Annotated in this window: 15 protein-coding genes; 10 read left to right on the top strand and 5 right to left on the bottom strand. The window is 68.3% G+C overall.

Features of this window, described 5'->3' with window-relative positions; genetic code table 11:
• Positions 1 to 22 precede the first annotated feature (22 nt).
• From aroC to DEIMA_RS07765, 8 genes are all read left to right on the top strand, one after another.
• Positions 23 to 1171, top strand: a complete 1149-nt coding sequence (aroC, locus tag DEIMA_RS07800; protein WP_013556693.1) for a chorismate synthase — start codon at positions 23 to 25, stop codon at positions 1169 to 1171.
• A gap of 3 nt (positions 1172 to 1174) precedes the next feature.
• Positions 1175 to 1843: a shikimate kinase gene (locus DEIMA_RS07795; RefSeq protein ID WP_013556692.1), complete on the top strand. Its 669-nt coding sequence runs from the start codon at positions 1175 to 1177 to the stop codon at positions 1841 to 1843.
• Positions 1836 to 2933: a 3-dehydroquinate synthase gene (aroB, locus tag DEIMA_RS07790; RefSeq protein ID WP_013556691.1), complete on the top strand. Its 1098-nt coding sequence runs from the start codon at positions 1836 to 1838 to the stop codon at positions 2931 to 2933. The genes DEIMA_RS07795 and aroB overlap by 8 nt, the downstream gene beginning before the upstream one ends.
• The gene (gene aroQ / locus DEIMA_RS07785) at positions 2930 to 3361 is read left to right on the top strand and encodes a type II 3-dehydroquinate dehydratase (RefSeq protein WP_013556690.1); all 432 of its coding nucleotides are present in this window, start codon (positions 2930 to 2932) and stop codon (positions 3359 to 3361) included. Before aroB ends, aroQ begins: the two co-directional genes overlap by 4 nt.
• A gap of 229 nt (positions 3362 to 3590) precedes the next feature.
• Positions 3591 to 4016 (top strand): 50S ribosomal protein L13, encoded by a 426-nt coding sequence (rplM, locus tag DEIMA_RS07780; RefSeq protein WP_013556689.1) that lies wholly within the window; start codon positions 3591 to 3593, stop codon positions 4014 to 4016.
• Positions 4016 to 4402 carry a 30S ribosomal protein S9 gene (gene rpsI, locus DEIMA_RS07775; protein ID WP_013556688.1) on the top strand — a complete coding sequence of 129 codons (387 nt, stop codon included), beginning with the start codon at positions 4016 to 4018 and terminating at the stop codon, positions 4400 to 4402. Before rplM ends, rpsI begins: the two co-directional genes overlap by 1 nt.
• A gap of 171 nt (positions 4403 to 4573) precedes the next feature.
• Positions 4574 to 5533 (top strand): MBL fold metallo-hydrolase, encoded by a 960-nt coding sequence (locus DEIMA_RS07770; protein WP_013556687.1) that lies wholly within the window; start codon positions 4574 to 4576, stop codon positions 5531 to 5533.
• Between the two features lie 106 nt (positions 5534 to 5639).
• The gene (locus DEIMA_RS07765) at positions 5640 to 7145 is read left to right on the top strand and encodes a carboxypeptidase M32 (RefSeq protein WP_013556686.1); all 1506 of its coding nucleotides are present in this window, start codon (positions 5640 to 5642) and stop codon (positions 7143 to 7145) included.
• A gap of 136 nt (positions 7146 to 7281) precedes the next feature.
• Here the strand turns inward: DEIMA_RS07765 and DEIMA_RS07760 are convergent, their stop codons facing one another.
• From DEIMA_RS07760 to DEIMA_RS07745, 4 genes are all read right to left on the bottom strand, one after another.
• Positions 7282 to 9528, bottom strand: a complete 2247-nt coding sequence (locus DEIMA_RS07760; protein WP_013556685.1) for a RelA/SpoT family protein — start codon at positions 9526 to 9528, stop codon at positions 7282 to 7284.
• 271 nt (positions 9529 to 9799) lie between these two features.
• Complete coding sequence (locus tag DEIMA_RS07755) at positions 9800 to 10408, bottom strand: DUF937 domain-containing protein (RefSeq protein WP_043816561.1); 609 nt, start codon at positions 10406 to 10408, stop codon at positions 9800 to 9802.
• A 74-nt stretch (positions 10409 to 10482) separates the two neighbouring features.
• The gene (locus DEIMA_RS07750; protein ID WP_013556682.1) at positions 10483 to 11175 is read right to left on the bottom strand and encodes an SDR family oxidoreductase; all 693 of its coding nucleotides are present in this window, start codon (positions 11173 to 11175) and stop codon (positions 10483 to 10485) included.
• 141 nt (positions 11176 to 11316) lie between these two features.
• Positions 11317 to 11793 carry a hypothetical protein gene (locus DEIMA_RS07745; protein ID WP_013556681.1) on the bottom strand — a complete coding sequence of 159 codons (477 nt, stop codon included), beginning with the start codon at positions 11791 to 11793 and terminating at the stop codon, positions 11317 to 11319.
• 127 nt (positions 11794 to 11920) lie between these two features.
• Between DEIMA_RS07745 and DEIMA_RS07740 the strand changes: the two genes are divergently transcribed.
• Positions 11921 to 12544 (top strand): MazG family protein, encoded by a 624-nt coding sequence (locus tag DEIMA_RS07740; RefSeq protein ID WP_013556680.1) that lies wholly within the window; start codon positions 11921 to 11923, stop codon positions 12542 to 12544.
• Positions 12541 to 13119 (top strand): NUDIX hydrolase, encoded by a 579-nt coding sequence (locus DEIMA_RS07735; RefSeq protein WP_013556679.1) that lies wholly within the window; start codon positions 12541 to 12543, stop codon positions 13117 to 13119. The genes DEIMA_RS07740 and DEIMA_RS07735 overlap by 4 nt, the downstream gene beginning before the upstream one ends.
• A gap of 2 nt (positions 13120 to 13121) precedes the next feature.
• On the opposite strand, the gene DEIMA_RS07730 is transcribed toward DEIMA_RS07735, so the two are convergent.
• On the bottom strand, positions 13122 to 13373 hold the full coding sequence (locus DEIMA_RS07730) for an NADH-quinone oxidoreductase subunit NuoE family protein (protein ID WP_043817202.1): 252 nt from the start codon (positions 13371 to 13373) through the stop codon (positions 13122 to 13124).
• Positions 13374 to 13785 lie beyond the last annotated feature (412 nt).

The raw sequence follows: 13785 nt of genomic DNA, 5'->3' as shown, positions 1-13785 counted from the left end.
GGGGGTCTGGTAGTGTGCGCGCATGAGGTACTTGACCGCCGGTGAATCGCATGGGCCGCAGCTGACTGCCATCGTGGAGGGGCTGCCGTCGCAGTTGCCGTTGAGCCGCGCGGACATTGACCCGTGGCTCCGCAAGCGTCAGGGCGGGTACGGGCGGGGTCGCCGCATGGTGATCGAGACAGATGAGGCGCAGATCATGAGTGGGGTGCGGGCGGGCCGCACGACGGGCGCGCCGATCACGCTGGTGATCGAGAACCGCGATCACCGGAATTGGACGGAGATCATGAGTCCGGAAACGGGCGGGGAGCCGCGCAAAAAGGCACTGACGGACGCGCGCCCGGGCCACGCGGACCTGACAGGCGGCATCAAGTACCGGCATAAGGACCTGCGGGATGTGCTGGAGCGGGCGTCCGCGCGGGAGACGGCGGCGCGGGTGGCAGTGGGCAGCATTGCGCTGAAGCTGCTGTCTGAGCTGGGCGTGGAAGGCGCGAATTTCGTGGCGAGCCTGGGCGGCATCGAGGCGCAGGAGGCGTTCTCGTGGGCGCGCGTGCAGGAGATCGAGGAGAGCGACCTGCGGACGCTGGATGTGGACGCGGCGGCGCGGATGCGGGAGCGGATCGATCAGGCAAAAAAGGACGGGGATACGCTCGGGGGGATTCTGGAGGTGCGCTTCCGGGGGCTGCCAGTGGGTCTGGGCAGTTACGTGCACTGGGACCGTAAGCTGGATGGGCGAATTGCGCAGGCGTGCCTGAGCGTGCAGGCGATGAAGGGCGTGGAGATCGGCCGGGCGTTCGAGAATGCGGTGGAGCCGGGCAGCCGCGTGCATGACGCGGTGTATTACCGTGAGGGGACGTACGCGCGGGACACGAACGGTGCGGGGGGCCTGGAGGCGGGCATGACGAACGGCGAGGAGTTGATCGTGCGGGTGGCGATGAAGCCGATCGCGACGCTCATGACGCCGCTGCCGACCGTGAATGTGGTGACGCATGAGGCGTCAGATGCGGCGCGGGAGCGCAGTGATACGACGGCCGTGCCGGCGGCGGGCGTGATTCTGCAGACGGTGATCGGGTGGGTGCTGGCGGAGGCGATGCTGGAGAAGTTCGGTGGGGACACGCTGCCGGAGCTTCAGGAGCGTGTGGCAGCGGCGCGGGCGTTCGCGCGGGCGTACTGAGCGGTGCTGCATGACGTGGACGCGCACGGCGCAGTGATAGACCGTGCGGCGTTGGAGGGTGCGCTCAGCGCGGAACTCGCAGAAAGCACTACACTGCGGGGCATGGACAAGCCCGGCCTGATCGAGCGCCCCGTCACGTGGGTCGCACTGGCGGGCTTTATGGGGACCGGGAAGAGTCGGATCGGGTGGGAGTTGTCCCGGGCGCTCGCACTGCATTTCGTGGATACCGACAAGTTGATTGCGCGCGTGATGGGCCGTTCGGTGCCGGAAGTGTTCGCGTCGATGGGTGAGGCGTACTTCCGGGCCTGTGAGCAGGAGGTTGTCGAGCGCGTGACGCGCCTGGATTACGCGGTGGTGAGCCTGGGCGGTGGGACGTTCGTGAATGAGGTGAACCGCCGGGCGCTGTTGTCGCGTGGGCCGGTGGTGGTGCTGTGGGCGACGCCGGAGACGGTGTTCGCGCGGACGCGGCACAGCGCGCGTCCGCTGTTGCAGACGGAGGATCCGTTGTCGCGCATTGCGTCGTTGATGGCAGAGCGGGAGGGGGCGTACCGCGAGGGGACGATTCACGTGAGCAGCGATGGTCGGGCGAGCGAGGAGGTCGTGGAGGAGATCGTGGAGCGCTTGTGGGCGTGGGCGGAAGCGCGGGACGAGGGGGAGCGCGCGAGTGACTGAAGCTCAGCATGACGCACTGCGCGTCGAGGTGGGCGGCGCGGCGCCGTATGCCGTGCAGGTAGGGACGGAGCTGCTCGCCTCGTTGGAGGTGCCGCAGCTGGCGCGGGCGCTGCTGTATGACGAGCGCCTGCCCGCGTCGCTGGTGCAGTCCGTTCGGGGCGCGCTCGGGCCGACGGTTGAGGTGGCGCTGCCGAGTGGGGAGGCGTGCAAGACGTTGGCGGTGATGACGGAGGTACTGTCTCGCCTGGCGCGCGCGAACCTTCCGCGTGATGGGGCCGTGGTGGGCCTCGGTGGGGGAGCGACCACGGACCTTGCCGGGTTCGTGGCGGCCAGTTACCTGCGTGGCGTGGCGTTTCATACGGTGCCGACGACGCTGCTCGGCATGGTGGACGCGGCGGTGGGTGGAAAGACGGGTGTGAACCTGCCGGAGGGGAAGAATCTGGTGGGGGCGTTCTGGCCGCCGGCGAGCGTCACGTGCGATCTGGGGACGCTGGATTCACTGCCCGCGTGGGTGTTCCGCGAGGGGGCAGCGGAGGTGTTCAAGCACGGCCTGATCGCGGACGCGACGTTGCTGCCGAGGGTGCTGCATGCGGATTTCCGGGCGGGCGGGCCGGGCCTGGCGCGGACGGTCGCGGACGCGATTCGTGTGAAGGCGGACGTGGTCACGCGGGACCTGACGGAGCAGGGGGAACGGGCGTTCCTGAATTTCGGGCATACGCTCGCGCATGCCCTGGAAGCGGTCACGCGTCATGGGGTGCCGCACGGTGAGGCGGTCGGGTACGGGCTGCATTACGCGGCACTACTGTCCCTTGCGGTGGGCGGCGCGGATGTGACGGCGCACACACGCTCGTTCCTGGCGTGGCAGCGGCCTGCTCCCCTGCCGGAGCTGACGTTCGAGGACGTGTGGCCGTTCATGGCGCGCGACAAGAAGGCGGATCATGCGGGCGTGCGGTTCGTGCTGCTGCACGAGGTTGGGCGGCCGTACCTGGCCCGGGTGCCGGAGGGCACGCTGCGCGCGTGCTTTGACGCGTGGCGCGCGGACGTGCGTGGTATGACAGGGGCCGATATGAACGCGGAGGAACACGCATGATTCTGGTCCTGAACGGCCCGAACCTGAACCTGCTGGGTCGGCGGGAACCGGGCGTCTACGGTTCGGGCACGCTGGAAGATCTGGAGCGTCAGTGCGAGGAGTGGGGCGCAGAACTGGGCGTCACGGTGACGTGCCGGCAGAGCAATTTCGAGGGGCAGCTGCTGGAGTGGGTGCATGAGGCGGCGGAGCAGGGCTTCCGGGGGATCGTGCTGAATCCGGGCGCGTTGACACACTACAGCTACGCGCTGCGCGACGCGATTTCCGGGCAGGACCTGCCGGTGGTGGAGGTGCATCTCAGCAACGTGGATGCGCGCGAGGCGTTTCGTCACGTGTCGGTCACGGCGGGCGTGTGCCGCGGCAAGATCAGTGGTCTGGGCGCGCGCGGGTATCGCTACGCGCTGGAAGAACTCACGGAGCTGACGGGCTGAACTGCCGAGCGCCACGGGGGACGCCACTGAGGCAGCGCCCCCGTGGCGCTCGTGGGTGGTTTTTGTGCGCCCAGACTTGCTTTTGCGCGCGCGCGTCTGGTACACTCCTCGCTAGTGTTTCGTGCTTGGTAGAGCCGAAGCAGCCGGGAGGCACCGGAGCGCGCGTGGATCTTTCCCCGAAGTGAAGCGACGACGCTGAGCGCCAAATCCCCTTTTTCTGGAGTGAACGGTGAAAACCTACGTTCCCAAAGACGTTGAGCAAAACTGGATTGTCGTGGACGCGGCGGGCATCCCGCTGGGCCGCCTCGCGACCGTTGTCGCGAGCCGCATCCGTGGCAAGCACCGCCCGGACTTCACGCCGAACCTGTCCACCGGTGACTTCGTGGTCGTCGTGAACGCCGACAAGGTCGCACTGACCGGCAAGAAACTGGACAACAAGGTGTACACCCGTTACACCGGTTACCAGGGCGGCCTGAAGACCGAAACGGCGCGTGTGGCGTTGGCCAAGCACCCGGAGCGCGTCATCGAGCACGCCGTGTTCGGCATGCTGCCTAAGGGCCGCCTCGGCCGCGCCCTGCACACCCACCTGAAAGTCTACGCGGGCGAAACGCACCCGCACAGCGCTCAGAAGCCCACCCAACTGGAGATCAAGTAATGGAGCAGTTCTACGGTACTGGCCGCCGCAAGGCCGCTGTCGCCCGCGTGTTCCTGAAGCCCGGCGAAGGCAAGATCGTCGTCAACGGCAAGGAATTCCAGATGTACTTCCGTGGCATTCTGCGCGCTGTGCACGCGCTGCAGGCCTTCCGTGAAACGGGCACCATGGGCCGTTTCGACGCGGTCATCACCGTTACGGGCGGCGGCCCCAGCGGTCAGGCGGACGCCATCAAGCTCGGCATCGCCCGCGCGCTGCTGAAGGTCAACGCCGACTACCGCCCCGCGCTCAAGAGCCGTGGCCTGCTGACCCGCGACGCTCGCGAAGTCGAAAGCAAGAAGTACGGCCTCAAAAAGGCCCGCCGCGCGCCCCAGTTCAGCAAGCGCTGAACCCCGCACGGACTTCGGAACCGCCCTCAGGGGCGGTTCTTTTTTGGTGTGACTCTCAGGACCTGTGTCGCTTTACTGGAAGTGTTCGGCGGCTTCTGTCGTGAATGATGCGTTGTTTCGGTCAGGGAATCGTTCAAGATGAAACGGTCCGCTGTCTTTGAGGAGGAACGTATGAGTGAACCCCACGACCCCCGTTCACGCCGCGACACCCTGAAACTCCTGGGCGCCGCCGGGCTGATCGCCGCCGCCAGTCCGCTCGCCGGCGCTCAGAGCGCCACCGCATCGTCGGCGCCCACCGCACCCGCGCGCACCAACCCCGGCTTCTACACCCTGCCCGTCGGGGCGTACCGCGCCATCGTCCTGAGCGACGGTCAGAGCGCCCCCGGCCCGGCCCTGCCGAACTGGGGCGCGAACCCCGAACTGCAGGACCAGTTCGTGGCCGCGCTGCGGGAGAACTTCCTCGATCCCGCGCAGTACATCAACAACTTCAACCCGATGCTGATCGACACGGGCAATGAACGCGTGCTGATCGACACGGGCCGCGGGGCCACGCAGGGGCGCCTGCTCGCGAACCTCGCTGCCGCCGGGTACGCCCCGGCCGACATCACCACGGTGTTCCTGACGCACGGGCACGGTGACCATATCGGCGGCGTCACCACGAGCGGCGCCCTGACGTTCCCAAATGCGCGCCTCGTGATGGGTGAAACCGAATTCAACTCGTGGGCGTCGCAGGCGCAACCGAACGCCGCCGTGCAGGCCAACCTGATCGCCCTCAAGGACCGCTTCACGCTGGTCGGCGAGGGGGCCAGCATTGTGCCCGGCGTGACCACCGTCCCCGCGTATGGGCACACGCCCGGGCACCTGGCCGTGCATGTGGACAACGGCGGCGCGAGCCTCCTGCACCTCGCGGACGCCGGCGGGCATTACGTGTTGTCGTTCCAGTTTCCCGGACAGTACCTGGGGTTCGACATGGACAAGGCGCAGGCCGCCGCGACGCGCGCGCGCCTGTTCGACCAACTTGCCACCGACCGCACCATGGTCGTCGGCTACCACTTCGCGTGGCCGGGCGTCGGGTACGTGCAGCGTGCCGGCAACGCGTACCGGTACGTTCCGGCCTTCCAGGTCCTCTAACACCGCTGAACCGTCATGAGGGGGCGGACGGTCCGCCCCCTCGTTGCCGTTCCTGCGCGCGGCATGTTGAGCCTGCCGCGCCCCAGCGAGGGCTTACGATACGGCGATGACGAACAATGACACGGCCTGGCAGGCCTTGCAGGCACACTGGCAGGAACTGGCGGACCTCAGCGGTATCGGCGCGCTCCTCGGCTGGGACCAGAGCACGTATATGCCCCGCGCGTCGGCCGGAGGCCGCGCGCGGCAGCGGGCGCTGCTGTCCGGCCTGCATCACGCCCGCGCGACGGACGCCGCGTACGGGCGGCTGCTGGACGCCGCCGAGCGCCGCACGGACCTCACCCCCGAGCAGGGGCGCGCCGTTCAACTCGCGCGCAAGCACTTCGAGGACGCCGCGCGCGTCCCTGCTGCGTTCGTCACGACGTGGACGCAGCACGGCGGCGAGAGCTACAGCGCCTGGGTGGCGGCGCGGCCCGCGAACGATTTCGCGCGCGTCGTCCCGTACCTGGAGAAGTCCCTGGACCTCAGCCGGCAGGCCGCTGCGTTCTTCCCGGAGTTCAGCGACCCCATGGACTACTTCGTGGACCAGTCCGACGAAGGCATGAACGCTACGCGCGTCGACGCGGTCTTCGCGGAATTACGCGCTACCCTCGTGCCCCTGGTGGAGGCCGTCACGAACGCGCCCGCGCCACGCACGGACTTCCTGCATCGGCATTACCCGCAGGACGCCCAGTTGCGGTTCGGCGAGGACGTCATCCGGGCGTACGGGTACGACTTCGACCGGGGCCGACAGGACCTCACCCATCACCCGTTCATGACGCGCCTGGGCGAACGGGACGTCCGCATCACCACGCGCGTGAAGCCGCATGATCTGACGGAATGCCTGTACAGCACGCTGCACGAGGCCGGGCACGCCCTGTACGAGCAGGGCGTCGATGACGCGTACCTGGGCACCCCGCTCGGGCAGGGCGCCAGCGCGGGCGTGCACGAGAGCCAGTCGCGCCTGTGGGAGAACCTCGTGGGGCGCTCGCGGGCGTTCTGGGCGGCGTACTTCGGGAAGTTCCGCGACGCGTTCCCGGAGCAGCTGCACGACGTGACCGAGGAGGAGCTGTACCGCGCCGTGAACGTCGTGTCGCGCAGCCTGATCCGCACGGACGCCGACGAGCTGACGTACAACCTGCACGTCATCACGCGCTACGAGCTGGAACGGCAGCTGCTGAGCGGACGCCTCGCCGTGCGGGATCTGGCGGACGCGTGGCACGCCGCGTACGAACAGAACCTCGGCGTCCGCGCGCCCAGTGACGAAGACGGCGTGCTGCAGGACGTGCACTGGTATTTTGGGCAGATCGGCGGGGCGTTCCAGGGGTACACGCTCGGGAACGTGCTGAGTGCGCAGTTCTACGCGGCGGCACAGGCCGCGCATCCCACGCTGGACGCCGACATCGCGCGCGGCGAATTCGGGCGCCTGCACGGATGGCTGCGCGAGCACGTGTACGCGCACGGTCGCCGGTTCACGCCGGACGAGCTGGTGCAGCGTGCCACGGGGGAGGCGCTGTCCGCGCGTCCGTACCTCACGTACCTGCGTGGGAAGTACAGCGAACTGTACAGCCTGTGAGGCGCCGTTCCGCTGGAAGGTTCCGGGCGTAGGGTCACGGTCGCTGAGGGAGCTCTCCCCTGCCCACCTGCACGGACCTGCGCCGCCAGAGAAGGCCACCGCTGCCAGCGGTGGCCTTCGTGCTGCTCTACGAACTTCAGTCGTCGCCGCTGGTGCGGAACGCGGGGATGCGTTTGCTGCTGCGGCCCTGCACGCGCAGGACGTCGCGGACCGCGCCGACCGTGCGGATGGCATCCGCGAGGGCGCTCAGGTCCCGGCCGTCGTCCACCGCGACGCGCAGGTGGATGTGCGCGTCGCCTTTGCCGTTCACGCCGGCTTCCACGCGGTCCGGGCTGCGTTTCTGCTCGACGAGCAGGGCGAGCACGTCGTTCAGCAGGCCGGGGCGGTCGCTGGCGACCACGTCAAGGTCCACGAGCATGTTGCCTTTGCTGCCGGGGTCCCAGGAGGCGGACACGCAGCGTTCCGGTTCGTCCTTCAGGAGGCGGACCATGTTCGGGCAGTCGATGCGGTGGACGGTGACGCCCCGTCCGCGCGTGAGGTATCCCATCACCTGATCGCCGCGGATGGGTTTACAGCAGTTCGCCATTTTCGTGACGGTGGTCATGCCGTCCACGTACACGGTGCCGCCGTCCGGGGCGCGGGGGGTGGTGACGGCCTTCCTGGGCTGCTGCTCCTGCGCGAGTTGCGGCGCGAGCGTGCGGGCGACCTGCGCGCTCTGGAGCTTCCCGGCGTGGATGGCGAGGTACAGGTCGTCGGGGTTGCGAGTGCCGAGGAGTTTCTCGGTGGCTTCCTCGAGGTGCTTGGTGCGCATGAGCTGCCGCACCGGCAGTTGCCGTTTGCGCAGGTAGCGCTCCAGGCTGTCGTGGCCGCTCTGGAGACTTTCGGTGCGTTCCTGCAGGCGGAAGTGATGCCGGATTTTGCTGCGGGCGCTGCGGGTCTTGGCGTACTTCAACCAGTCCTGGCTGGGTTTGGCGTTCTTGCTGGTGATGACTTCCACCATATCGCCGTTCTTGAGTTCCGAGCCGAGCGGGACGATGCTGCCGTTCACGCGCGCGCCGACGGTGGTGTCGCCGATGCGGCTGTGGATGTGGTACGCGAAGTCCACCGGGCTGCTGCCCTGCGGGAGGCTGACCGTGTCGCCTTTGGGGGTGAACACGAACACGCGTCCCGACAGGATGTCGCTCTTGACGGCGTCCACGAAGTCGCTGGCGTCGGCGATTTCGCTCTGGAGCTGCTTGAGTTGCGCGATCCACCCTTCGCGGTTCTTCTCGCCGAGGCGGTCGCCCTGTTTGTACATCCAGTGCGCGGCCACGCCGTACTCCGCGACCTCGTGCATGCGTCGGCTGCGGATCTGCACCTCGATGGGTTGCCCTTCGGTGCTGATGACGGTGGTGTGGAGGCTCTGGTATCCGTTGGGTTTCGGAACGGCGATGTAGTCCTTGAAGCGTCCGGGGATCGGCGTCCACATGCTGTGGACGATGCCGAGGCTGTGGTAGCAGACGCGTTTCTCGCGGACTTCCTCGGCGCGGTCCTTCTGTTTGCCTTCGGGGGCGTTCACGGGTTTGGGCGTGAGGATGACGCGGATGGCGAGCAGGTCGAAGATCTGCTCGAGCGCCTTGCCTTCCTTGCGCATTTTCGTGTGGATGCTGTAGAGGTGCTTGCTGCGCCCGGCGATGTCGATGTTGTCGATCCACTCGGGCAGCTCGAGGTCCTCGGTGAGGGCCTCGCGGAGTTGCTGCAGGGCGAGCTTCACGTGCGCTTCGCGTTGGTCCTGGCGGGTGCGGAGGCGGCGGGCGAGGTCCGCGTACGCTTCAGGTTCGAGGTACTTGAAGCTGAGGTCCTCGAGTTCCCATTTGATCTGCCCGATGCCGAGGCGGTGCGCGAGGGGCGCGTAGATCTCGATGGTTTCGCGGCTGATGCGCTGCTGCTTGTCGGGGCGCATGCTGCCGAGCGTGCGCATGTTGTGCAGGCGGTCCGCGAGTTTCACGACGATGATGCGGATGTCGTCCGTCATCGCGATGAGCATCTGGCGGAGGTTCTCGCTCTGCTGGTCCTGCAGGCTGGTGGTCTGCTTGGTGAGTTTGCTGACCTTGGTTTCGCCTTCGACGATGCGGCGAACGTCGCGGCCGAAGTGGTCCTCGATCTGCTGGAAGGTGACGTCGGTGTCCTCGACGGTGTCGTGGAGGAATCCGGCGCAGATGGCGTCGGTGTCCATGCCGAGTTCCGCGAGGATCAGCGCAACGGCGACAGGGTGGGTGATGTAGGGCTCGCCGCTTTTGCGCAGCACGCCGTCGTGGGCGTCTCGAGCGAACTCGTAGGCGCGTTCAATCTTTTCGCGTTCCTCCAGGCTGCGCTCCTGCACTGCGCGCCTTAGGTCCTCCATGCCGTGCACCACGCCATCTTAGCGTCAATCCAACGGCAGACGCCCGCGCGGGGCGGGCGTCGGTGTGGTGGGGGTCAGCGGCGGGGTTGGCGGGTACGCACCGGAACGGGCACGAGGGCCGGTTTCGGGGTGGTGCCCGCGCGAATCAGCTCGCGCAGTTTCTGAAGGAAGTCTTCAAGCGCCTTCATGGCTTCATTGTACGGCGCTGACATGAGAGGGCCAGGAGCATTCGTCCTGCGCGAAGCGTGCGCGGGGTAAGGGCGGCGCATGGTCAGCGGCCCCCGATCATGCGCGCGAGGTCGTCAAGGGGGTTGCCGTCGCCGTCGCGGTCCACGAGGCGCCCGAGCGTGCCGAGCAGGCCCGGCAGTTGATTCTGGACGTGCGCGCGCTCCTGTCCGAGCACGCCGCCCAGCACGGATGGGTCGAACGGCGCGTCGCCCTGCCCGGGCAGGGTCGCGCTCCCGCCGGTGCTGGCGCCGCCCATACGGCGGCTGAGGGCCCCGAGGATAATTGGCGCGAGGAACTGCAGGACGCTCATGGCCACCTGCGGGTTGATGCCTGCCGCGCGCCCGACCGCCTGGGCCGCCTGCGTGTCCTGCGCGCCGAACATGTGCCCCAGGATGCGTTGCCCGTCCGTCTGGTCAGGAAGGGTGCCGCTCGCCAGACGGTCGAGGGCCTCGCCGTTATGCTGCGCGAGCGCGCCGGACAGGGCGTGTGCCCCGCCGGGCTGCTCGGCGTTCTGCGCGAGGGCGTTCACGAGCAGGGGCACAGCGGCGGTCATGGCGGCCTGCGTCTGCTGGTCGCTGAGGCCGAGCTGCTGGCCGATCATGTGCCCCTGCGGGCCGGCCATGACGCCGGAAAGCATGTCCATGAGGTTCATGGCGGCCATGATGCGCCGCGCCCCTGAGTGCGGACCGGGGCGCGCGCAAATGTTCCTTTACGTGCGGGAGGCGTTCAGCGTTTGGCAGGCTGCGCGGGCCGCACCTCGACGCGGCTCGGCAGGGTGCGGGGGTGCATGTTCAGGAGGTCCACGACGATCTGCGCGACGTCTTCCGGCTGGATCTTCCAGGCGTCCGCGTCGCTGGGCGTGTGCCCATTGAAGTGTGTGCTGACGGACCCGGGCATGATCTGGCTGACCTTGATGCCGTGCGCGCGCAAGTCGAGCATGATCGCCTCGGTGAAGCCGTTCAAGCCGAATTTGCTGGCGTTGTACGCGGCGCCGCCCGCGAAGGGGTTCTTGCCGGCGAGGCTCGACAGGGTGATCACGTACCCGCCGCTGGCCTTCAGGTGCTCGAACGCGAATTTCACGCTGTAGAACACGCCGGTGAGGTTGGTGTCGATCACCTGCTGCCACTGCTCCAGCGTGAGGTCCTGCACGGGCGCGAAGTGCCCGACGCCCGCGTTCGCGAACAGGAAGTCGAGGCCGCCGAAACGTTCTGCGTGACGCTGGACGGCGTCCTGCACCGCCTGCGGGTCACGCACGTCGCAGACGACGCCGAGGGCGTTCTCGCCGAGCGCCTTCGCGGCCGCTTCCACTTCGGCGGCGTTGCGGGCCGTGATGGTCACGCCGTACCCTTCGCGGATCAGGGCTTCTGCCGTGGCGTACCCGATGCCTTTGCTGCCGCCAGTAATCAGTGCGCTCTTCATGCGCGGCAAGGTAACACGCCTGTGAGGACGCCGTGCGTGAAGCCGACACACAATTGAGGCTCCGCGCCCCTGACGTCGACCTGAAGGTCAACAGGACCGGGGGGAGGGCCACGGCCCTCCCCCCGGTCCCGCAGGGCTCGCTCAGGGCAACTGGGTCGTGAGGCCGTTCAGGACGACCATGTCGGCGTTCCCGCCGGCCGTCACGAGGCTCAGCAGGCCGTACGAACGTTTCACGACGTACGTTCGGGCGTCGCCGGGCATCTGCAGTTCCAGTCGGGCGTCCAGCTGGTTGAAGATGTTCAGCGCCTTGGGGGCCACGAGCACGGGCGTGACGCGCACGGCGCCGGCGTCGTTCACGTCGGTGGTGATGGTCGCGCCCGGGTACCGGCCTTTCAGGGACACCGGGAGGTTGCGGTTGATGGCGGCCACCGCCTGCTGCAGCTGAACGGACGAGACGACGTTCGTGTCGCCCTCCACGCGCGCGGGCAGCACCACGAAGCGCGCCCCGCTCAGGCTGGCCTTCGTGAGCGTGATGGGGGCAGGGTCGGTCTGGGCGGTGGCGGGGCCCGCGAAGCCGAGCAGCGCAGGCAGCATCAGGGAAAGAAAGCGTCGGCTCATGGGCTCATCCCACCACGGGCGTTCTGACGCGACGTGACCCCCGCATGAGGACCGTGCCCTATAAGGAGCACGGAAAATCACCCCTACGCCGCTGTACACGTCCGGAACGCGCCGTACAGTGGGCCTCATGAACCGTTTACTGGACACCATGCGTCACCTGCGCGCCCCGGACGGGTGCCCTTGGGACCGCGAGCAGACGCACGAGAGCCTGCGCCCGTACCTGCTGGAGGAAGCGGCCGAGGCGGTGGACGCCATCACGCTCGGGGACGATCGCGAGATCGTCGGGGAGCTGGGGGACGTGCTGCTGCAGGTCGCGTTCCACGCCACCATCGCCGAGGAGGCGGGGCGCTGGTCGTACGCGGACGTGGAGGGGGCCATCGTGCAGAAGCTGGAGCGGCGTCACCCGCACGTGTTCGGCGAGGTGCAGGTGGAGGACGCCGACGAGGTCGTCCGCAACTGGCAGGCCATCAAGGCGCAGGAGGGTGGCGCCGTCAAACGCGGCAACGCGCGCGTGCCAAGCGAGCTGGGCGCCCTGGCCCGCGAGGTGAAGGCGCAGAAGGTGCTCGGGCAGGACAAGGGCACGAAGGATGCGGTGCGCTCCGTGGTGGACGGCGCGGCGGACGACGAAGCGGGCGTGGCGGGGGTGCTCGCGGCCGTCGTCGCGTGGGCGCGGTCGTGCGGCGTGGACCCGGAAACGGCCCTGCGGGCCCGCACCGCGCGCGCCCTTGAGGTCGACGTGGAGCGCGCGTGACGGACGCCACCACCGGGGACGCCTACCCGGACCCGTGGTCCGCGTGGCTCGCTGCGCGCGAGCGGCAGGCGCTGGACCTGCCGCACTACCGGCGCGCGGCGGTCCTCGTGGCCCTGACGCGTGAAGCGGACCCGCGCGTGCTGCTGACGGTCCGCTCGTCGGACCTTCCCACGCACCGCGGGCAGATCGCCTTTCCGGGCGGGCGCCTGGAGGAGGGTGAGAGCGTCGTGCGTGCGGCGCTGCGCGAGGCGGACGAGGAGGTCGGCCTGGACCCTGCGAGCGTGACGGTGCTCGGTGAGTTGGACGACGCGTTCACGCCGGTCGGGTTTCACGTGACGCCGGTGCTCGCGCGGATACCCGCGGACGCGCCGCTCACGGTGACCGGGGAGGTCGCGCAGATCATCATGCCGTCCCTGACGGAGCTGCGGGCGCTGCGTGTGCGTGAGGAGTGGCGCGCATTGCCGGACGGCACGCGGCATCCGCTGTACCGGTACCCGTGGCGGGGTCATGACATCTGGGGCATGACGGCGCGCATCCTGCACGACATCATCCAGAGTGACGTGGGCCGCCGTTAAATTCAGCGGACGCGGCGGCGCAGCAGTTCGTGCAGGCGCTGCGGTGTGACGCGGATGTACGGCAGGCCGTTCAGGCGGACCACCGGGGCGTCCTCGGGATCGTCCTTGCCGCGCGTGAGGGTCAATTCGAAGTTCCCGTCGGCGCTGACCATGCCGGGGCTGATGCGCAGGGTGTCCCAGATGACTTCGAGGAGTGCTTCGCGGAGGTGAGGGTCGAGGCCGTCGGTGCTGAGGTCGATGCGGGTGAGGGGCACGGGGGCGGGGGTTCCTTTCTGGGGCGCGGCAGGGGTGCCGCGCGGACGCGCCATTCTAGAGCGTGACGGCGCGGTGGTCGGCGTGCCCGCTACGCCGTCCGCGTTGGCGCACGCCAGCCCGTACAGCCAGGGCTGACGAAGGGCCGGCGGGCATGGTCTAGCGCGCGTTCTGCCACTCATGGTGACCCTGAAGGCAGGGGGACGCCCTGGGGCCGAACATGCGTGGCTGGCGTGTATGGGTTTTGTGTGGGGTTTTTCGCGTCCTTCACGTTGTCACAAGGGTGTCAGAAGACTCGTCGTAACGTGACATGTCACGCGCTTAGGAATGCACCGCTACTCTAGAATCCAGTCGAGCAGGAAAACGTCAAGCTGAGGGAATCGCCCTGACGCCGAGCTCAACGCCCGACCTGGG

Origin of the sequence: Deinococcus maricopensis DSM 21211, from assembly GCF_000186385.1 — a bacterium.
Taxonomy (GTDB): domain Bacteria; phylum Deinococcota; class Deinococci; order Deinococcales; family Deinococcaceae; genus Deinococcus_B; species Deinococcus_B maricopensis.
Note: the sequence above shows the minus strand (reverse complement) of the source record. Positions and strands in the feature narration are given on the sequence as shown.